Source organism: Nitrospirillum goiasense (genome assembly GCF_034427435.1).
Lineage (GTDB): Bacteria > Pseudomonadota > Alphaproteobacteria > Azospirillales > Azospirillaceae > Nitrospirillum.
In genome coordinates, this window is sequence record NZ_JAXQNP010000002.1 from 2,039,224 (window position 1) to 2,059,224 (window position 20,001).

The 20,001-nt window shown below is 67.1% G+C and carries 15 protein-coding genes; 11 read left to right on the plus strand and 4 right to left on the minus strand.

The window, feature by feature from the left end; all coding sequences use genetic code 11:
• Positions 1-1,884, minus strand: coding sequence for a peptidylprolyl isomerase (locus ULB03_RS11955; protein WP_322483328.1), 1,884 nt, complete (start codon positions 1,882-1,884; stop codon positions 1-3).
• A gap of 307 nt (positions 1,885-2,191) precedes the next feature.
• Here ULB03_RS11955 and tpiA point away from each other — a divergent pair, with 307 nt between their 5' ends.
• From tpiA to kdsA, 4 genes are all read left to right on the plus strand, one after another.
• On the plus strand, positions 2,192-2,941 hold the full coding sequence (gene tpiA, locus ULB03_RS11960; RefSeq protein ID WP_322483329.1) for a triose-phosphate isomerase: 750 nt from the start codon (positions 2,192-2,194) through the stop codon (positions 2,939-2,941).
• Positions 2,942-3,068: 127 nt separating this feature from the next.
• Complete coding sequence (gene secG, locus ULB03_RS11965) at positions 3,069-3,482, plus strand: preprotein translocase subunit SecG (protein ID WP_322483330.1); 414 nt, start codon at positions 3,069-3,071, stop codon at positions 3,480-3,482.
• 108 nt (positions 3,483-3,590) lie between these two features.
• Positions 3,591-5,222 (plus strand): CTP synthase, encoded by a 1,632-nt coding sequence (locus ULB03_RS11970; protein ID WP_322483331.1) that lies wholly within the window; start codon positions 3,591-3,593, stop codon positions 5,220-5,222.
• A 193-nt stretch (positions 5,223-5,415) separates the two neighbouring features.
• Complete coding sequence (kdsA, locus tag ULB03_RS11975) at positions 5,416-6,255, plus strand: 3-deoxy-8-phosphooctulonate synthase (protein ID WP_322483332.1); 840 nt, start codon at positions 5,416-5,418, stop codon at positions 6,253-6,255.
• 66 nt (positions 6,256-6,321) lie between these two features.
• Here kdsA and ULB03_RS11980 read toward each other — a convergent pair whose 3' ends face one another.
• The 3 genes from ULB03_RS11980 to ULB03_RS11990 are packed head-to-tail and all read right to left on the minus strand — an operon-like array spanning position 6,322 to position 11,019.
• Complete coding sequence (locus tag ULB03_RS11980) at positions 6,322-7,680, minus strand: DUF6438 domain-containing protein (RefSeq protein WP_322483333.1); 1,359 nt, start codon at positions 7,678-7,680, stop codon at positions 6,322-6,324.
• On the minus strand, positions 7,677-9,371 hold the full coding sequence (locus ULB03_RS11985; RefSeq protein ID WP_322483334.1) for a DUF6438 domain-containing protein: 1,695 nt from the start codon (positions 9,369-9,371) through the stop codon (positions 7,677-7,679). The genes ULB03_RS11980 and ULB03_RS11985 overlap by 4 nt, the downstream gene beginning before the upstream one ends.
• Positions 9,372-9,378: 7 nt before the next feature.
• Positions 9,379-11,019 carry a DUF6438 domain-containing protein gene (locus ULB03_RS11990; protein WP_322483335.1) on the minus strand — a complete coding sequence of 547 codons (1,641 nt, stop codon included), beginning with the start codon at positions 11,017-11,019 and terminating at the stop codon, positions 9,379-9,381.
• A gap of 249 nt (positions 11,020-11,268) precedes the next feature.
• Between ULB03_RS11990 and eno the strand changes: the two genes are divergently transcribed.
• From eno to lipA, 7 genes are all read left to right on the plus strand, one after another.
• Complete coding sequence (eno, locus tag ULB03_RS11995) at positions 11,269-12,549, plus strand: phosphopyruvate hydratase (RefSeq protein ID WP_322483336.1); 1,281 nt, start codon at positions 11,269-11,271, stop codon at positions 12,547-12,549.
• Positions 12,550-12,745: 196 nt separating this feature from the next.
• Positions 12,746-13,117 (plus strand): FtsB family cell division protein, encoded by a 372-nt coding sequence (locus ULB03_RS12000; protein WP_145730153.1) that lies wholly within the window; start codon positions 12,746-12,748, stop codon positions 13,115-13,117.
• Between the two features lie 204 nt (positions 13,118-13,321).
• Positions 13,322-14,335, plus strand: a complete 1,014-nt coding sequence (gene pdhA / locus ULB03_RS12005; protein ID WP_322483337.1) for a pyruvate dehydrogenase (acetyl-transferring) E1 component subunit alpha — start codon at positions 13,322-13,324, stop codon at positions 14,333-14,335.
• A 22-nt stretch (positions 14,336-14,357) separates the two neighbouring features.
• Positions 14,358-15,767: a pyruvate dehydrogenase complex E1 component subunit beta gene (locus ULB03_RS12010; RefSeq protein WP_322483338.1), complete on the plus strand. Its 1,410-nt coding sequence runs from the start codon at positions 14,358-14,360 to the stop codon at positions 15,765-15,767.
• 116 nt (positions 15,768-15,883) lie between these two features.
• Entirely contained in the window at positions 15,884-17,227 is a 1,344-nt protein-coding gene (locus tag ULB03_RS12015; RefSeq protein WP_322483339.1) for a pyruvate dehydrogenase complex dihydrolipoamide acetyltransferase, read from the plus strand.
• Between the two features lie 119 nt (positions 17,228-17,346).
• Positions 17,347-18,747: a dihydrolipoyl dehydrogenase gene (gene lpdA, locus ULB03_RS12020; protein WP_322483340.1), complete on the plus strand. Its 1,401-nt coding sequence runs from the start codon at positions 17,347-17,349 to the stop codon at positions 18,745-18,747.
• Between the two features lie 270 nt (positions 18,748-19,017).
• Positions 19,018-20,001 (plus strand): lipoyl synthase, encoded by a 984-nt coding sequence (gene lipA / locus ULB03_RS12025; RefSeq protein WP_145730158.1) that lies wholly within the window; start codon positions 19,018-19,020, stop codon positions 19,999-20,001.

The following is a 20,001-nucleotide window of genomic DNA, read 5'->3' on the forward strand; positions in this document are numbered from 1 at the left end:
TTACTCCTGGTGTTCCAGGCGCTGCAGCAGCGTCCGGTTCTCGGTGATGCGGTAGCGCTGGCGCAGGGCGTCCAGGAACTGGACGTAGAGGTCGCCGGCCACGCCGTCGCGTAGCTGCTTGGCGGCCACGGTGGCGCGGTCAGCCAGCAGCGGTTCCGGCATGGGCACCAGCGCCGCCAGGCGCACGACCATCTGGCCGTCGGCCACGGGGCCGGTGGTGATCTCCCCCGGCTTCAGGGTGAACAGGGCGTCCACCAGCTCGGGCGTCAGGGGGCTGTCCTTGGGCGGGGTACGGCCCACCGGCGGCTGGCGGGTATAGACGGCGCCCGTCTCCTTGGCCACCTGCTCGGGCGAGGCGCCGGCCTTCAGCTTGTCGGCGATCTCCTTGGCCTTGGCCTTGGCGGCCTCGTCGCGCTTGCTGGACTTCCAGTCGGCGATGACCTGGTCCTTCACCTGGTCCAGCGGCTTCAGGGCTGGGGCCTGCACGCTGTCGACGCGCACGGCGAAATAGCTCTTGTTGCGCTCGCCTTCCGTGGTGCTGCTGGTGTCGCCAGAGGCCAGGCCGAAGGCGGTCTGCACCACCTTGGCGATGGGGGCGGCCAGGCCGGTCACCGGCTTGCCGGCGGCGTCCTTGCCGTCGCGGTCCACGGCGGCGATCTTGGTCACCGTCGCGTCCACCTTCTTGGCGGCCTCCTCCAGCGAGGCGCCGCCGGAAATGGCGTCGTCCAGCTTGTTCGACAGGTCGTATAGCTGGTCGGTGGCGCGCTCGGCCTTCACCTGCTCCACCAGCTGGGCCTTCACCTGGTCCAGGGTCTGGGTGCTGCCGGGGACGATCTTGGTGACGGCGACGACGTGCCAGCCGAACCCGCTCTTCACCGGTTCCGACACCTTGCCCTGGGGCAGCGAGAAGGCGATCTCCTGCAGCTCCGCCGGCAGGTCGGCCTTGGTGATGCCGGCCAGCGGCAGCATGGTCACGCCGGCGGCCTTGGCGGCGTCGGCCAGCGACTTACCCCCGGCCGCAGCCTGGACCACCTTGTCGGCCTGTTCCTTGGTGTCGACCAGCACCTGGTCCAGATCGCGGCGTTCCGGCTTCACGAAGTCCTTGGCGCGGGCGTCGTAGGCCTTCTTCAGGTCCTCGTCGCTGACCTCCTCGGTCTTGGCGATGGCGTCGGTCGACAGGGTGACCACGGTCAGGGCGCGGTATTCGGGCGCCGTGTAGCGCGCGGCCTGGGCCTTGTGGAAGGCCTCCAGCGCCGCCTGGTCGGGCGTGCCCGGATCCGGCATGGCCTTGTCGGCCACGAACAGGGTTTCCGCCCCGCGCTGCTCGCCGCGATAGCGCACCAGGTCGCGGGCCAGCGCCTGCGGCACGCGCACGCCGGCGGCCAGGGCCTCCGTCACCTCGGTGCGGGCCATGTCCTCGCGCACCTCGCCGACGATCTCTTCCTCGGTCAGCTGGTTCTGGCGCAGCAGGGCGCGCATCAGCATCGGATCGAACTGGCCGGACTTGTCCTTGAACACGGGCATGTCGGCGATCTTCTGCGCCGCCGCCTGTTCCGACACGCGCAGGCCGAAATCGTGGGTGGCCTGCTTGATCAGCGCCCGCTGGATCTCGTCCTGCAGCGCCGCGCGCATCAGGCCCATCTGCTTGGCCTGTTCGGCGGTGAACTCAGGCCCCATGGTCTGGCGCAGGCGGTTCACCTGCTGGCGGAAGGCGCGGTCCACGTCTTGCGGGGTGATCTCCGTGTCGCCAACCCGGGCCACAGCTTGGTCACTGACGGTGGTGCCCACCCGGCCCACGCCCCAGATCCCGAAGCTGATGATCAGGAACACGAACAGGATCTTGGAGAACCACGAGCCCGAGAATTTGCGGATGAACTGAAGCATGTGCCTGCTGCGTCTTGCGAATTGGCTTGCGGGTGGGGAAAGGGGCCGAGGCCCCGCATACCCACCCTCCCGTCAGGGCGCGGCATCATAGAAGCAGGCACCATGGCCGGCAATAGATGGTTGGGCGGGCGACGCGCATGGGCCGGACGTGCCGACTCACGGCCTTGTCACGGCCTGAATCATGGAAATGCCGTCGCATGACTGTTACAGCATGACGACAGGGACAGGTGTGACAAGGTGGGCCACCACTATAAAGGCCCCCGCGCGCCTGTTCCTTTGAGTGCGTTAAACTCGGGGAGATAACAAAATGCGCCGCAAGTTCATTGTCGGTAATTGGAAAATGCATGGGCTGAGGGAAGGGGGCGCGGCATTGGCCTCCGATCTCGCCGGCCGCATGCTGGGGGCGGGTGACGTCGCCTTCGACATGCTGCTGTGTCCGCCCGCCACCCTCATCCACACCGTGGTCCAGGCCGTGTCCGACGCGCCGGTCAGCGTCGGCGGCCAGGATTGCCACGGCAAGGATTCGGGGGCCCACACCGGGGACATCGGGGCCCCCATGCTGGCGGATGCCGGCTGCCGCTACGTCATCGTCGGCCATTCCGAGCGCCGGCAGGGCCACGGCGAACTGAGCGGTGAGGTCAAGGCCAAGGCCGCCGCTGCCCACCGCGCCGGCCTGGTTGCCATCGTCTGCGTCGGCGAGACCGAGGCGGAGCGCGATGCCGGCCGCGCCCTGGATGTCATCGCCCGCATGGTGGACGAGTCCATGCCTGACGGGGCCACCGCCGCCAACACCGTGGTGGCGTACGAGCCCGTCTGGGCCATCGGCACCGGCCGCACCCCCACGCCCCAGGATGTGGGAGCCATGCATTCCATGATCAGGCGCCGTCTCGCAACGCTGGTTGATCAGCCGGACGCCGTGCGCATCTTATATGGCGGTTCCGTCAAGCCGGACAACGCGGCCAGCCTGCTCCACATCGACGATGTGGACGGGGCCCTGGTGGGCGGCGCCAGCTTGAAGGCGGACGAATTCTGGGCCATCGCGGAAACTTGCCGCTAGCGCCCCGGGTTCGGACTGGGTAAAGAGATGCGCTTGAAGGTCGGCCGCCCCCGCATGGGGGCGGGCGGCTATTTTATGTTTTGCCAACACCTCCTGTTTTGGCCTGCTGGATAGGATTGCTGCTTCGATGTCCACCGTCGTCCTGGTTTTGCACATTCTGATCGGCATCGCGCTGGTCGGCGTCGTCCTGGTCCAGCGTTCCGAAGGCGGCGGGCTGGGTATGGGCGGCGGCACCATGGGCGGCTTCATGACGGCCCGGGGCAGCGCCAACCTGCTGACCCGCACCACCTCCATCCTCTTCGGCGCCTTCCTGGTGACCAGCCTGGTGCTGGCCCTGCTGAACCGCGCCGCCACACACCATGATTCGGTGTTCGACAAGCTGCCGGCGGCCCCCGCCGCGGCTCCGGCGCCGGCCACGCCCGCGCCCGGCGCCGTGCCCACCGGCGACCAGCCGGCCGCGCCAGCGGCGCAGCAGCCGGCCCCGGCGACCACCACCCCGGCTCCCTCCTCGGGCGAGCCCAAAGTTCCGACCGGCCAGTAAAAGGCGGGCGACACAAGAACGGAGGCGGCGAAAGCCGCCTCTTTCAATTCGGGGGGCCGGCGCATTCGCGTTGGCCCGACATGCGGCCTTTAGCTAAACTAGGCTTCCATGACGCGCTTCATTTTCATCACCGGCGGCGTGGTCTCTTCCTTGGGTAAGGGACTGGCGTCGGCCGCTCTGGGTGCTTTGCTCCAGGCTCGTGGCTACAAGGTCCGCCTGCGCAAGCTCGACCCCTATCTGAACGTCGACCCCGGCACCATGAGCCCCTACCAGCATGGTGAGGTGTTCGTGACCGACGACGGTGCGGAGACCGACCTGGACCTGGGCCATTACGAGCGCTTCACCGGCGTCTCGGCCCGGCAGTCGGACAACATCACCACCGGCCGCATCTACTCCAACGTCATCGCCAAGGAGCGCCGCGGCGACTACCTGGGCGCCACCGTGCAGGTGATTCCGCACGTCACCGACGCCATCAAGGAATTCATCCTGGGCGACGTGAAGGATGAGGACTTCATCCTGTGCGAGATCGGCGGCACCGTTGGCGACATCGAAAGCACCCCGTTCCTGGAGGCCATCCGCCAGCTCGGCAACGATTTGGGGCCGGAGCGGGCGCTGTTCATCCACCTGACCCTGCTGCCCTACATCCCGTCGGCGGGTGAGCTGAAGACCAAGCCCACCCAGCACTCGGTGAAGGAGCTGCTGTCGGTCGGCATCCAGCCGTCCATCCTGCTGTGCCGCTCCGACCGCCCGATCCCGGAGAACGAGCGCCGCAAGATCGCCCTGTTCTGCAACATCCGGCAGGAGCGGGTGATCGCCGCCCTGGACGTGGACACCATCTACCACGTGCCGGTCAGCTATCACGAGCAGGGCTTCGACGAGCAGGTGCTGCGCTACTTCGGCCTGCCGGCCGACGAGGCGCCGGACCTGACCCGCTGGAAGGAGATCGCCGCCCGTGTCCGCCAGCCGGAGGGTGAGGTCACCATCGCCGTGGTCGGCAAGTACACCAGCCTGCTGGACAGCTACAAGTCGCTGGCCGAGGCCCTGACGCACGGTGGCATCGCCAACAACGTCAAGGTCAAGCTGGATTGGATCGATAGCGAAATCTTCGAGGGCGGCGGCGCTGTGCAGCGGCTGGAAGGGGTGCATGGCATCCTGGTTCCCGGCGGCTTCGGCGAGCGTGGGTCCGAAGGCAAGATCCGCGCGGCCCAGTTCGCGCGGGAGCGCAACGTGCCCTATTTCGGCATCTGCTTCGGCATGCAGATGGCGGTGATCGAGGCCAGCCGCCACCTGGCGGGCCTGGAGGACGCGGGCTCGTCCGAGTTCGGCCACAAGTACAAGCACCCGGTCGTCGGCCTGATGACCGAGTGGGTGCGCGGCAACGACACCGAGAAGCGCGGCGCCGAGGGCGACCTGGGCGGCACCATGCGGCTGGGCGCCTATCCCTGCCAGCTGCTGCCCGGCTCCAAGGTGGCGGAGGTGTATGGCGCCAACCATATCGAGGAGCGTCACCGCCACCGGTATGAGGTGAACATCACCTACAAGGACCAGCTGGAGAAGGTGGGCCTGAAGTTCTCTGGCCTGTCGCCCGATGGCGAGCTGCCGGAGATCGTCGAGATCCCGTCCCACCCCTGGTTCATCGGCGTGCAGTTCCATCCGGAACTGAAGTCCAAGCCGTTCGAGCCGCATCCGCTGTTCACCAGCTTCATCAGCGCCGCCATCGCGCAGAGCCGGCTGGTTTAAGCGGGAACGCCCGTGTAACCCTTGGCATGGACCTGGTTCCAGGCCAAGGGAGGCCGGCGACGGCTGGCCCGGACCGTGAGGTCCGTAAGCCAAGCCGGCGGACGCCGGCGACCGGCGCCTGAGGGCAACATAGAGTCCCAGGGGGCCGCCGCATCGTCAGCGGCGGCCTTTTGGCTTTTGGGAGCATCTTGAGATGAGCGATATCCGCACCGTCCGCATCCGCGACCTGGCCGTGGCCAACGACAAGCCCTTCATGCTGATCGCCGGCCCTTGCCAGCTGGAAAGCCGCGCGCACGCGCTGGAGATGAGCCACGCCCTGGTGGAGATCACCGCGAAGCTGGGCATCGGCCTCGTCTACAAGACCAGCTTCGACAAGGCCAACCGCACGTCGGTCAGCACAGCGCGTGGTCTGGGCATGGAGAAGAGCCTGCCCATCCTGGCCGAGGTGCGGGAGAAGTTCGGCTGCCCCGTCCTGACCGACGTGCACACGGCGGAGCAGTGCGCCCCCGTGGCCGAGGTGGTGGACGTGCTGCAGATCCCGGCCTTTCTCTGCCGCCAGACCGACCTGCTGCTGGCGGCCGGAGAGACCGGCAAGGTCATCAACGTGAAGAAGGGCCAGTTCCTGGCGCCGTGGGACATGAAGAACGTGGCGGCCAAGATCGCCTCCACCGGCAACGAGAACATCCTGCTGTGCGAGCGTGGCGCCAGCTTCGGCTACAACACCCTGGTCAGCGACATGCGCAGCCTGCCCATCATGGCGCAGACGGGCTACCCGGTGGTGATGGACGCCACCCATTCCGTGCAGCAGCCGGGCGGGCAGGGCACCACCAGCGGCGGCCAGCGTGAGTTCGTGCCGGTGCTGGCCCGCGCCGCCCTGGCCGTGGGTGTCGCCGCCGTCTTCATGGAAACCCATGAGAACCCCGACTGCGCCCCCAGCGACGGCCCCAACATGGTCAAGCTGAAGGACTTGCCGGCCCTGCTGGAAACCATGGTCGCCATCGACCGCATCGCCAAGGCCAACCCGATCTTCTGATCAACGGCTTCGGCCATTGGGTCTGAATGTCCGACGCCGGCGGCAGGGCGACCTACCGCCGGCGTTTCATTTGGAGGAATGCGCCGCCAACCAGCGCGCGGTGGCGGGCATGGTGTAGATCCTGGTGCGCTGGGCCAGGGTGTGCTTCTGGAAATCGTGGCCGCCCGGATCGGCTCCCGCCTCGAGCAGACGAAGCGCTATGGCGTCTTGATCGGTATGCAGCACGGGCGTTGTGCCATACTTGTCCCGGACATTCGGATCGACGCCAGCAGCCAGTAGCAGGCTCAGCATCTCCACGCTGGTCACCTGGAACAAGGCGTTCCTGCCGACGGCGTCCACGTGGTTGGGGTTGGCACCATGCGCCAGCAAGCGCTTGGCCGTTTCCAGCCGGTCTGCTTCGGTCTTGCACGTGGCGAATCCTACCCCGGTGAAGGCGGTGCCGCCGGCGCCATAGTCAGTGCCGGGCGCCGCGGTGGTGGCGTCCATCTTGATGCCGGCCGCAGCGGCGGCATCGACCAGATCGGGGCTGCAACCGGCGCTGTTGGACGCGAAATCCTCTTCGATCTCCTGATGTGGCAGGCGCGCCAGCCAGCCTTGGGCGGCTAGCCGTTTGAAAATGGCCGCTTCCCCGAATTTAAAGGCCTCGCGCAGCAGGTCCAGTCCTACAAGACTGTCAGGCTGGCCATCGCGTCCCCTAGCGACGGTTTCCAATGGCAAGCCACGGTCGATCATGCCTAGGACGGTTTCGGTGGCAGGCGGGTTCGGGCTGCGCAGGGCGAGGGCGGCGGCGGATACCGACGTGAAGTCGAACCCGGTGGCGGCCAGCCACTCAACCAGCCCCGGCGCGCCATCGACCCATCGGGCGGTATTGGCGACGCGGTCGACGTCATCCTCCAGCGTTCTGACCACGGCCGGCATTCCCACCCGGGTTCCGGCATAATCCTCGATATGCTTGCGGCCCTGGCTGGTCTCCAGGGTCAGGCTGTAGTGCGGTTGATCGGTGACCATGGCGACATAGCTGTCAGCCAGGTCAAAGAAATGCGCCTCCTCGAAGCGGCGCACCAGCGCGGCCACCGCTTCGGGCGGCACATGGTCCTCCTGCCGGCCGGGCACGACCACGTCGGGGGAGAAGAAGGGTGGACGACGATAGACGACGGTGGGGAAACGCTGGCCCGCCGGCAGATCGCCGCCGCCGTCGAAGACGACGCGGCCCGATCCCTCGATCTGCACGCTGTATTGCGGGCAGCGCCCTATGCCGCATCCCAGGCGGGTCAAGGTTATCCGCAGCTTGCTGGTGTCCTCGGCGGGAAGCGGCTGCGGCTCGGGCGCTGCCCGCGCTGGGAAGCCTGCCAAGGCCAGGAGCAATAGCCCGGCCGCGCTCAACAGGCGGAGCGCAAAGCGGGGGGCTGCGGGCCGCTGCTTCATGGCTTCACACTGGGGGCCGTCGCCTGCCCATGCGCCGCCAACCAGCGCGCGGTTGCGGGCATGGTGCCGTCCTTGAGCCTGTTGTCGAGTGTTTCGCCGTGTTCGAGTTGGCCCAAGGAACTGGCGCCAGCTTCCAGCAGGCGCAGGACGACTGTATCCTGACTAGAATACAGGACGGGACCGGCACCGTCCCGGTCGCGTATCCGGGCATCGGCGCCGGATGACAACAGCAGCTCCAAAAGATCCGGGTCCTCCATCCAATAAAGCGCGGTCTGCCCCCGACTGTCACGGTGGTTGGGGTTGGCGCCATGGGCGACCAGGCGCCGGGTGGTCTCGATCCGATCCGCGTCGGTCTTGCACCGGGCGACATCCAGGCGATTCAGCGCCGTCCCGCCGGCATCGATGCTCCAGACTGGGTCCGCGATTGTTTGGGCGTTAGCCGGGATGCCGCTGGCAATGGCTGCATCAATGAAGTCGGGATTGCAGCCCCCGACCCACGCGGCGAAGAGGTGGCCCGCCTCGCTGGGGGGCAAGCGCTTTAACCACCCGTCGGCGACCAGGCGCCTGAAGACGGGAAGCTGGCCATCATGGAATGCCTCACGCAGCAGTTCTAGGCCCAGCGGGGTGTCCGGCTTCCCCGCACCGCTTTTGATCGGCGTGTCAAGCGGCAGGCCCCGGTCGACCATAGCCACGATGGTATCTGCATCGGCTGGCTGTGCAGCGTTCAACAGGATCGCGGCGGCTTCCCGGGACTTGAAGTTGAATCCCTGCTCATCCAACCACGCGACCAAGCCCGAGCCGCCGCGAACCCAGCGCGCCGTCCCGGCTACGCGGTCCACAGCTTCCTCAAGCTGGCGCACAGCCTCCGGCATGCCGATCCATAAGCCGGCATAGTCTAACACCCGTTTCTTGCCATTGCCGGTGTCAACGGTAAGGGAAACGGTCGGCTGGTCGGTGATGGCACTTTCGTAATCATCGGCTAGGCCAAAGAAGATCGCGTCCTGGAAGGCATGCACCAGCGTCACGACCGCCGCTTTTGATACCTGAGTCTCGTGCCGTCCCGGCATCGCCACGCCGTGGAGCACCTGGCCGACCCGGCTCCCCAGGCTCTTGGGCGGCGTCTGATTGGCTGGTTCGCTGGAGAAGACGACCCGGCCGGTGCCATCGATCTCCACCTCATAGGCCGGGCAGCCGAAGAAGCAGCCGCTGCGTGTCAGGGTGATCCGTAATGTGTCCCAATCGATCTTGGGAAAGGGCGCACTCCGGTTCGCCCACCGTTCCGCAGGACGGACGACGAAATCGATGTGCACCTCGGCTGTGATCGGCCGCCCCCGATAGGTGAACGGGGAAAATCCCACGGAGCGGGCGGCTGATTGCGCGGCCGCGATGGCCGCCGGATTGGGGGACGGACTGCCGCCGTGGAATGGCGTCGCCCGTACCGACAGGACGTCGCCTTCTGGGCTCACCCTGATCGTCATGCCGATGTCCTCGACGTGTTCCACGGCGGCCGAACGAACCACCTGTGAACCGAGCAGGTGACGCTCCGCCAGCTTGCCGCTGACGCCAATCACCTCTGGTGCCTGGGCGACGGCCGTTGGCGCCAGGGTCAACAGGCAGATCGCCGCCACGGCCCCGGCGACCGCGTGGCTACGAAGCTGCCAGCCAAACCCAGTGAGCGACATGTCGGTCATCCGCGTTTCAATGGGCCTGCCCATGCGCCGCCAACCAGCGCGCGGTTGCGGGCATGGTGTAAAGCGTTGTCCGCTCGCTCAAGGTGTGGCCGTCCTCGTCGCGCCCCTCCGGGCTGGCGCCCGCCTGCAGCAGGCGCAGGGTTATGGCGTCTTCCTGGCTGTACAGGACCGCGCTGTTGCCGGCCGGGTCCCGCAGCGTCGCGTCGGCGCCGTGGGCCAGCAGCAGTTCCAGGAGGTCAAGATTGCGGACATGGAACAGGACGGTGCGGCCGTCTTCATCCCGTCGGTTGGGGGCGGCGCCCAGGGCCAGCAATTGGGCTGCAGTGTCCAGCCGTGCCTGCTCCGACCTGCAGGAAGGGCGGGTGGCCAGGGTGATCAACGCCGTGCCATCGGGGCCGTTATCCGATCCGGCGGCCGGGCCATCCACCGTCAGGCCCGCCGCCATGGCCGCCCGGGCGAAGCCCGCGTCGCAGCCCGCCGCGCCCAGCGCGAACATGCGATCCGCGTCCCCGGGCGCCAACCGCGTCAGCCAACCCGCCGCCGTCAGGCGGGTGAAGACGGCGGTCTGTCCCTTGGTCAGGGCCTGGCGCAGCAGCATGGCTCCGACAGGCTCCGCTGGCGGGTGGCCCACGGTCGAGGTCTTTTCCAAATCCACACCCCGGTCCATGAATTCCAGCACTGTGCTGACGTCGTTCCAGCCATAGTCGCTGACGGCCAGGATGGCGGCCATGTCGGATTTGAAGTCGAATCCGCTCGCCGCCAGGAAGCCGACGACGCCCGGCGCGCCCTGGATCCAGCGGGCGGTGCCGGCGACGTGGTCCACCTCGTCTTCAAGGTCTTTCACCGCTTGGGGCATGCCGACATCGCGGCCAACATAATCACTGACTTGGCGGCTGCCGTGACCGGTATCCAAGGTGAGGGTGCTGAACGGAGCCTCACGCGTTCGCGCCTTGTACTCCGGCGCCAAGCCGAAGAAGCGTGCCGCCTGGAACTTGGCCACCAGGGCGCGGACGGCATCCGGCGCGATATGGTCCTCATGCCGGCCCGGCAGGAACAGGCCGCGCGGCAACATGGCGCGGCTTGAGAAGACGGCCATCTCGGGCCGGGCGGGGCTCTCGAAGACGACATGGCCGTCACCCGCCACGGTAACCGTATAGTGGCTGCCGAAAGGCAGATCGCGGCTCAGACTGATGCGCAGCTTGGACCAGTTGATCTCGGGGAAGGGGGTGTCGGCCTGAGCCCAGCGTTCGGCCGGCAGGACATGCACCGTTACCGTGGCCTGTGTCGGCACGGGCCGTCCCCGATAGGGGAAGGGGCGCAGGCGCCAGCCTTGGGCCGCATCCATCGCGGCCTTCACCGCCGGGTCATCTGCCTTTTGCGGCCAATCGATGCCATAGGCGTGCCTTTGCGGCGGCGCGGTCACGGCGACGACGCGGCCGTTCTCGTCGGCGCGCACCTGCAGTTCGACGGTGGTCGCCTCCGCCAGCGAGGGCTCGCGGATGTCCGCAGGGTTGGTGAGGCGGCTGAAGAACGTCGTGGAACTGACGCCGAGGTCGCCATCGGTGCCCCGGTTCAGGGCGCAGGCGCTGAGGAGCAGGAATTGGACGGCGATGAGCAGGGGCACGAAACGGCGCGGCGCTTGCGGCAAGGCGGGCTCCCCAACGGCACAGTTGCCCCCACTCTGCCATAACGGGAATAAGGTGGCCAATTTTCCCGCAGGAAAGGGGCTATCCGGGTGAGGCGGGGCCGTCACCGCGCCCGTCCACAACCGCCGACTTTAAAACGTCATAGGCGATACCGCGCCTGCTGGTCTTGCCTGGGGCCGGCCCTAAAGGCTATGACGGGCACCGTCCCGCCACGACGCATCCGCCGTCACGACGCATAAAGGGAAGAACCCATGTCCGCGATCATCGATATTCAGGGCCGCCAGATTCTCGACAGCCGGGGCAACCCGACCGTTGAGGTCGACGTTCGGCTGGAGTCCGGCGCCTTCGGCCGCGCCGCCGTGCCCTCCGGCGCCTCCACCGGCGCCCACGAGGCCGTTGAGCTGCGCGATGGCGACAAGAGCAAGTACCTGGGCAAGGGCGTGCTGAAAGCGGTCGAATCGATCAACAGCGAGATCTTCGACACCATCGGCGGCCTGGAATCCACCGACCAGGTCACCATCGACACCGCCATGATCGAGCTGGACGGCACCCCGAACAAGGCCCGCCTGGGCGCCAACGCCATCCTGGGCGTGTCGCTGGCCGTGGCCAAGGCGTCGGCGGCCGAGCTGGACCTGCCGCTGTACCGCTATGTCGGCGGCACCAACGCCCGCATCCTGCCGGTGCCGATGATGAACATCATCAACGGCGGCGCCCACGCCGACAACCCCATCGACATCCAGGAATTCATGGTGATGCCGGTGGGCGCGGAGAGCTGCGCCGACGCCATCCGCATCGGCGCCGAGATCTTCCACGCCCTGAAGAAGAAGCTGAAGGACGCCGGCCACAACACCGCCGTGGGTGACGAGGGCGGCTTCGCCCCCAACCTCGCCTCCACCGACGAAGCTCTGTCCTTCATCATGAAGGCGGTCGAGGCCGCGGGCTACACGCCGGGCGACGACGTGGTGCTGGCGCTGGACGCCGCCTCCACCGAGTTCTTCAAGGACGGAAAGTACGTGCTGGCCGGTGAGAACAAGACCCTCGATCCGGATGCCATGGTGCGCTATTGGGCCGACCTGGTGGGCCGCTACCCCATCGTCAGCATCGAAGACGGCATGGCCGAGGACGATTGGGCCGGCTGGAAGGCCCTGACCGACGCCATCGGGTCCAAGGTGCAGCTGGTTGGCGACGACCTGTTCGTCACCAACCCGGCCCGCCTGACCGATGGCATCAAGAAGGGTGTCGCCAACTCCATCCTGGTGAAGGTCAACCAGATCGGCAGCCTGACCGAGACGCTGGAGGCCGTGCGCATCGCCCAGAGCAACGGCTATACCGCCGTCATGTCGCACCGCTCGGGCGAAACCGAGGACGCCACCATCGCCGACCTGGCCGTCGCCACCAACTGCGGCCAGATCAAGACCGGCTCGCTGTCGCGTTCCGACCGGATCGCCAAGTACAACCAGCTGATTCGGATCGAAGAGGCGCTGGACCTGGCGGCGGTGTTCCCGGGGCGCGGCGCGCTGAAGCGCGGCTGAAACCGGGCATCGTTCCGGTATCGTCCGGAATAGCCGGAAAGTGGGGGTGGGGGCCTGGCTTCCACCCCTTTTTCTTTGCCCTATAGTCGGTTGAAGTCGCGCGCCGGTTGGTATTTCAGATGAATTAAATGCTGCACCCAGACTAGGCGCCGCTTTCCATTTGACGGTTGCGGAACCCTTGTGGAACCATGGCCCCATGATTGGCGCCCGTTCTTTCCGTACCGCACTGAACCGCGCCCTGCGCCAGGTGGTTGCACCTGTGGTGGGGGCGTCCGTTGTCGCCTATTTCGCTTACCACACGGTGCAGGGCGAACGCGGGCTGGTGGCGCTGACCCAGCTGCAGACCCAGGTCAGCCAGGCCAAGGCCCAGCTGGACCAGGTGCGCGCCGAGCGCGAGGCCATGGAGCGGCGCGCCCGCCTGTTGCGCCCCGACAATCTGGACCCCGACATGCTGGAGGAAGAGTCCCGCAAGGTGCTCGATTTCTCCCGTCCGGATGACCTCGTGATCCTTCTTCCGGGCAAGCCTGCCCCGCATGAAGACAAGGACGCGCCGGCCAAAACGCCGTAAACCGCTGATAATCCACCGATTAGCCAGAATTAGGTTAATCGTAAATAATCCTTTTGAAGCAAGGTATTGCAGTGCACACTCCTTGCATTGCACCGCACTTGTGGTTAGCAGTGATGCCGTGCCGGCCGACCCGGCCCGGAGTGCACCTGGGGCCGACCCCCGGGGACCGCGACGCAATGCCCACGCTTGAGAAGGGAGACGCCAGTGGCCACGACCACGAGACGCCGTGCCAAGCCCGCTGAGAACGCAGCGCCGGAGCCGACCCAGGAGGAACTCCTCCACTATTACAAGGAAATGTTGCTGATCCGCCGCTTCGAGGAGAAGGCCGGTCAGCTGTACGGCATGGGCCTCATCGGCGGCTTCTGCCACCTGTACATCGGCCAGGAGGCCGTGGTGGTGGGCATGCAGGCGGCGCAGCTGCCGGGCGACAGCGTCATCACCAGCTACCGTGACCACGGCCACATGCTGGCCTGCGGCATGGACGCCAAGGGCGTGATGGCGGAGCTGACGGGGCGCGCGGGCGGCTATTCCAAGGGGAAGGGCGGCTCGATGCACATGTTCTCGCGCGAGAAGAACTTCTACGGCGGCCACGGCATCGTCGGCGCCCAGACGCCCATCGGCACGGGCCTGGCCTTCGCCCACAAGTACAAGAAGGACGGCTGCATCGACGTCTGCTACCTGGGTGACGGCGCCGTCAACCAGGGCCAGGTCTATGAGTCCTTCAACATGGCCGCCCTGTGGAAGCTCCCGGTGATCTACGTCATCGAGAACAACAAGTACGCCATGGGTACCTCGCAGCAGCGCGCCTCGGCGGGTGAGCTGTACCTGCGCGGCAGCGCCTACGGCATCCCCGGCAAACAGGTCAATGGCATGGACGTGCTGGAGGTCAAGAAGGCCGCTGACGAGGCCGTGGCCTATGTCCGCGGCGGCAACGGCCCCATGATCCTGGAGATGAAGACCTACCGCTACCGCGGCCACTCCATGTCCGACCCGGCCAAGTACCGCACGAAGGAAGAGGTCAACAAGATGCGGTCGGAATATGACTGCATCGACCATCTGAAGTCGCTGCTGTTCACCAAGGGCTATGCCGACGAGGAAAGCCTGAAGGTCATCGACCGCGACGTGAAGGCCATCGTCACCGACGCCGCCGACTTCGCGACCACCAGCCCCGAGCCCGACGCCTCGGAGCTGTGGACCGACATCCTCGTGGAAGCCTGATCGCTGGCCGGAGAATAAGAAAATGCCCATCGATATCCTGATGCCGGCCCTGTCCCCCACCATGACCGAAGGCAAGTTGGCCAAGTGGGTGAAGAAGGAAGGCGACACCATCAAGGCTGGTGACGTCATCGCCGAGATCGAGACCGACAAGGCCACCATGGAAGTGGAAGCGGTCGACGAAGGCACCCTGGCCAAGATCCTGGTGCCGGAAGGCACCGAGAACGTGGCCGTGAACACCGCCATCGCCCTGCTGGCCGGCGAAGGCGAGAGCGCCAGCGACGTGACCGCCGCCCAGGCCCCCGCCACGCCGGCCGCCAAGGCCGAGGCGCCCGCCCAGGTGTCCAAGGAAGAGGCCAAGCCGGCCGCCGTTCCCGCCGCCCCGGTGGTGGCCCCGGCGGTGAAGGCCCTGGTGGCCCCGCCCCCGTCGGACGAGGACCGCTTCTTCAAGAACACCCAGACCATGACGGTGCGCGAGGCCCTGCGCGACGCCATGGCCGAGGAGATGCGCAAGGACGCCAACGTCTTCGTCATGGGCGAGGAAGTGGCCGAGTACCAGGGCGCCTACAAGGTGACCCAGGGCCTGCTGCAGGAGTTTGGGCCCGACCGCGTGATCGACACCCCCATCACCGAGCACGGCTTCGCCGGCCTGGCGGTGGGTGCGGCCTTCGGCGGCCTGCGCCCGGTCGTGGAGTTCATGACCTTCAACTTCTCGATGCAGGCCATCGACCACATCATTAACTCCGCCGCCAAGACGCTGTACATGTCCGGCGGCCAGATGGGCTGCCCCATCGTGTTCCGTGGCCCCAACGGTGCGGCCGCCCGCGTGGCCGCGCAGCACAGCCAGGAATACAGCAGCTGGTACGCCCACATCCCGGGCCTGAAGGTGGTGTCGCCGTACAGCGCCGCCGATGCCAAGGGCCTGCTGAAGGCCGCCATCCGCGACCCGAACCCCGTGGTCTTCCTGGAAAACGAAATCCTGTACGGCCAGCACTTCGAAGTGCCGACCGATCCGGATTTCATCATCCCGATCGGCCGCGCCAAGATCGAGCGCGCCGGCACGGACGTGACCATCACCGCCTTCTCTCTGCAGGTGGGCATGGCCCTGGCCGCCGCCGAGAAGCTGGCGGAGCAGGGGATCAGCGCCGAGGTCATCAACCTGCGCAGCATCCGTCCCCTGGACGTCCACACCATCGTGGAAAGCGTGAAGAAGACCAACAGACTGGTCTCGGTGGAAGAGGGCTGGCCCTTCGCCGGCATCGGCGCGGAAATGTCCGCGGTGATGATGGAGCACGCCTTCGATTACCTGGATGCGCCCGTGGTGCGCGTGCACGGCAAGGACGTGCCCATGCCCTACGCCGCCAACCTGGAAAAGCTGGCCCTGCCGCAGGTGGATGACGTCGTCACCGCCGCCAAGGCCGTGCTGTACCGCTGAACCGGCCGGGAAGGCGCCTCCCGCCCCGATAGGGGCAGGGGGTGCCTTCTGCCGCATCCGTCAGAGATTTGGGGCGCCTGGCCTGACGCCACGGCCCCCTGGGGGAGAGCAAACCCATGCCGATCGATATCCTGATGCCGGCCCTGTCGCCCACGATGACCGAGGGCAAGCTGGCGAAGTGGGTGAAGAAGGAAGGCGACACGATCAAGGCGGGCGACGTCATCGCCGAGATCGAGACCGACAAGGCCACCATGGAAGTGGAGGCCGTGGACGAGGGCACGCTGGGCAAGATCCTGGTGCCGGAAGGGACCGACGGCGTGGCGGTGAACGCCAAGATCGCCATCCTGCTGGAGGAAGGCGAGGGCGCCGACGCCCTGAACGCAGCACCCAAGGCCGCCGCTCCCGCGCCCGCCAAGGCGGAAGCCGCCGCCCCGGCCCCCGCCAAGGCTGAGGCCGCCCCGGCCGCCGCCGTTGCGGCTCCGGCCCCGGCGCATGACGGCAAGCGCGTGTTCGCCAGCCCGCTGGCCCGCCGCATGGCCGCCCAGGCCGGCCTGGACCTGGCCAAGGTGTCGGGCACCGGCCCGTCCGGCCGTATCGTCAAGGCCGACGTCGAGGCCGCGCTGAAGGGTGGGGCCGTCAAGGCCGCGCCGGCCGCCGCTGCCGCTCCCACCGCTGCCGCGCCAGCCGCAGCCCCGGCTCCAGCCGCTGCTGCCGCTGCCGCACCGTCTGCTGCGCCCAAGGGGGGCATCGACGCCAAGGCTTTGGCCGACAAGCTGGGCATGAAGTACAAGGTTCTGCCCAACAGCGGCATGCGCAAGACCATCGCCAAGCGCCTGACCGAAGCCTGGCAGACCATCCCGCACTTCGGCCTGTCGGTCGATTGCGAGATCGACGCCCTGCTGGCGCTGCGCGCCCAGCTGAACGAGAAGTCGGGCGAGAAGGTGTCGGTCAACGACTTCGTCGTGAAGGCCGTGGCCGTGGCCCTGCGCAAGGTGCCGGAGGCCAACGTGTCCTGGCATGAGGACGGCATCCTGCAGTACGAGGGCGTGGACGTCTCCGTGGCCGTCGCCACCGATGGCGGCCTGATCACCCCCATCGTGAAGAACGCCGACCAGAAGGGCCTGGCCACCATCTCCGCCGAGGTGAAGTCCCTGGCCGCCAAGGCCAAGGAAGGCAAGCTGAAGCCCGAGGAGTTCCAGGGCGGCACCTTCAGCGTGTCCAACCTGGGCATGTTCGGGATCAAGAGCTTCACCTCCATCATCAACCCGCCGCAGAGCTGCATCCTGTCCGTGGGTGCCGGTGAGAAGCGGCCGGTGGTGAAGGGTGACGCCCTGGCCGTGGCCACGGTCATGAGCCTGACGCTGACGGTGGACCATCGCTCGGTCGACGGCGCCGTGGGCGCCCGTTACCTGCAGGTCCTGAAGAAGCTGATCGAGGACCCCATCACGCTGATGCTGTGATGCCCATCCCCGGAAGCGCCCGACGCTTCCGGGGATTTCTCTTGTCGTTGACCAAAAGCGCGGGGTGGGCGCCCCCAAGGTTGGGCGGGCCCGGCGCCTTTTGAAGGGAACAGAGCGAAATGGCCGATACCGAATTCGACGTGCTGGTCCTGGGCGCCGGCCCCGGCGGCTACGTCGCCGCCATCCGCGCCGCCCAGCTGGGCCTGAAGGCCGCGGTGGTGGAACGCGAGCATCTGGGCGGCATTTGCCTGAACTGGGGCTGCATCCCGACCAAGGCCCTCCTGCGCTCCGCCGAGATCTACGGCTACATGAAGCATGCCGACGCTTACGGCCTGTCGGCCGGCGCCATCGGCTTCGACCTGCCCAAGGTGGTGAAGCGGTCCCGCCAGGTGGCGGGCCAGCTGTCGGCGGGCGTGAAGGGCCTGCTGAAGAAGAACAAGGTGCCGGTGTTCGACGGCAGCGCCAAGCTGGCCGGCGGTGGCAAGGTCACCGTCACCGCCAAGGACGGCACCGCCCAGACCCTGGCGGCCAAGCACATCATCATCGCCACCGGCGCCCGCGCCCGCTCCCTGCCGGGGCTGGAGCCGGACGGCAAGTTCGTCTGGTCGTACAAGGAGGCCCTGGTCCCCGACACCATGCCGAAGTCGCTGCTGGTCGTGGGCTCCGGCGCCATCGGCATCGAATTCGCCAGCTTCTTCCGCACCCTGGGTGCCGAGGTGACGGTGGTGGAGGTCATGGACCGCGTCCTGCCGGTGGAGGATGAGGAAATCTCCGCCTTCGCCCGCAAGCAGTTCGAAAAGCAGGGCATGAAGATCATCACCGGCGGCAAGGTGACCAAGCTGGACAAGGGCGCCGCCACCGTCACCGCCCATATCGAGGTGGGCGGCAAGGTGGAGACCCTGACGGTGGAGCGGGTCATCACCGCCGTCGGCATCCAGGCCAATACCGAGAACATCGGCCTGGAGAACACCAAGGTGAAGCTGGACCGCGGCCACATCGTGACCGACGGCTATCTGCGCACGGACGAGCCGGGCGTCTACGCCATCGGCGACGTGGCCGGCGCCCCCTGGCTGGCCCACAAGGCCAGCCATGAAGGCGTGATCTGCGTGGAGAAGATCGCCGGCGTGAAGGATGTCCACCCGATGGACAAGCTGAACATCCCGGGTTGCACCTACTGCAACCCGCAGGTGGCCAGCGTCGGCCTGACCGAAGCCAAGGCCAAGGCCGCCGGCTATGAGGTCAAGGTCGGCCGCTTCCCCTTCATCGGCAACGGCAAGGCCATCGCCCTCGGTGAGCCGGAAGGCATGGTCAAGACGGTGTTCGACGCCAAGACCGGCGAGTTGCTGGGCGCCCACATGGTGGGGGCCGAGGTGACGGAGCTGATCCAGGGCTATGTCGTCGGCAAGACCCTGGAGACCACCGAGGCCGAGCTGATGCACACCATCTTCCCGCACCCGACCCTGTCGGAGATGATGCATGAGTCGGTTCTGGCCGCCTATGGCCGGGCGATTCACTATTAAGCGTTCCCTCAGACGCCGGGCGCGGCCATCCGGCCGCTTGGCTTCCTCCCTTTGCGGTCCGCTTCGCTCCCCACAAAGGTCCGGCGGATGCGGTCGCATCCTACAACGGCATGAGGTTTGACCTCATGCCGTTGCTGTAGGAACGGGGAGCCAGAAAGTTTTGATACAGGGGGGCCGGGGCGGGTGGTGCATGCGTGGGGTTCGCCCGGCGCACTTGGCCTTCCGCTCCGGCCCCCTTATGTTTCAGGAAACATTCGTTTCAAAGGCTGCATGCCCATGACCGCCGACAAGATCCGCCATCCGGAAAAGCAGAACCGTCCGGACAACCCCATCCAGCGCAAGCCGGAATGGTTGCGGGTGAAGGCCCCGGCCGGCGGCGTGTTCAACGAGACGCGCAACCTGATGCGCGGCCTGAAGCTGAACACGGTGTGCGAGGAGGCGGCCTGCCCGAATATTGGCGAGTGCTGGAAGCAGCGCCACGCCACCTTCATGATCCTGGGGGCCGTTTGCACCCGCGCCTGCGCCTTCTGCAACGTGGCGACCGGCCGTCCCGACCAGCTGGACCCGCATGAGCCCGACAACGTGGCCGAGGCCGTGGCTCGCATGAAGCTGCAGCATGTGGTGGTCACCTCCGTCGACCGCGACGATCTGGCCGACGGCGGCGCTGAGCATTTCGCCCGCACCATCCGCGCCATCCGGCGTGAGGCCCCCGGCGTGACCATCGAGGTGCTGACGCCCGACTTCATGAAGAAGCAGGGCGCCATCGAAACGGTGGTGGAGGCCCGCCCCGACGTCTTCAATCATAACCTGGAGACGGTGCCGCGCCTGTACCCCGGCATCCGTCCCGGCGCCCGCTACTTCACCTCCCTGTCCCTGCTGTCGCGGGTGCGGGAGCTGGACCCCAGCATTTTCACCAAGTCCGGCATCATGGTCGGCCTGGGTGAGACCAAGGAGGAGGTGGGCCAGGTCATGGACGACCTGCGCGCCGCCGACGTGGATTTCATCACCATCGGCCAATACCTGGCGCCCACGCCCAAGCATGCGCCGGTGGACCGTTTCGTTACCCCCGATGAGTTTGCCAGCTATGCAACCGTGGCCCGCGGCAAGGGGTTCCTGATGGTGTCCAGCTCCCCGCTGACCCGCAGCAGCCACCATGCCGGCGATGATTTCGTGAAGCTGCGGGAAGCCCGCGAGGCCAAGCTGGCCGGTCGTTCCCCGTTGGCCGCCCCTGCCGCTGACGCCGCCGCCGAGTAA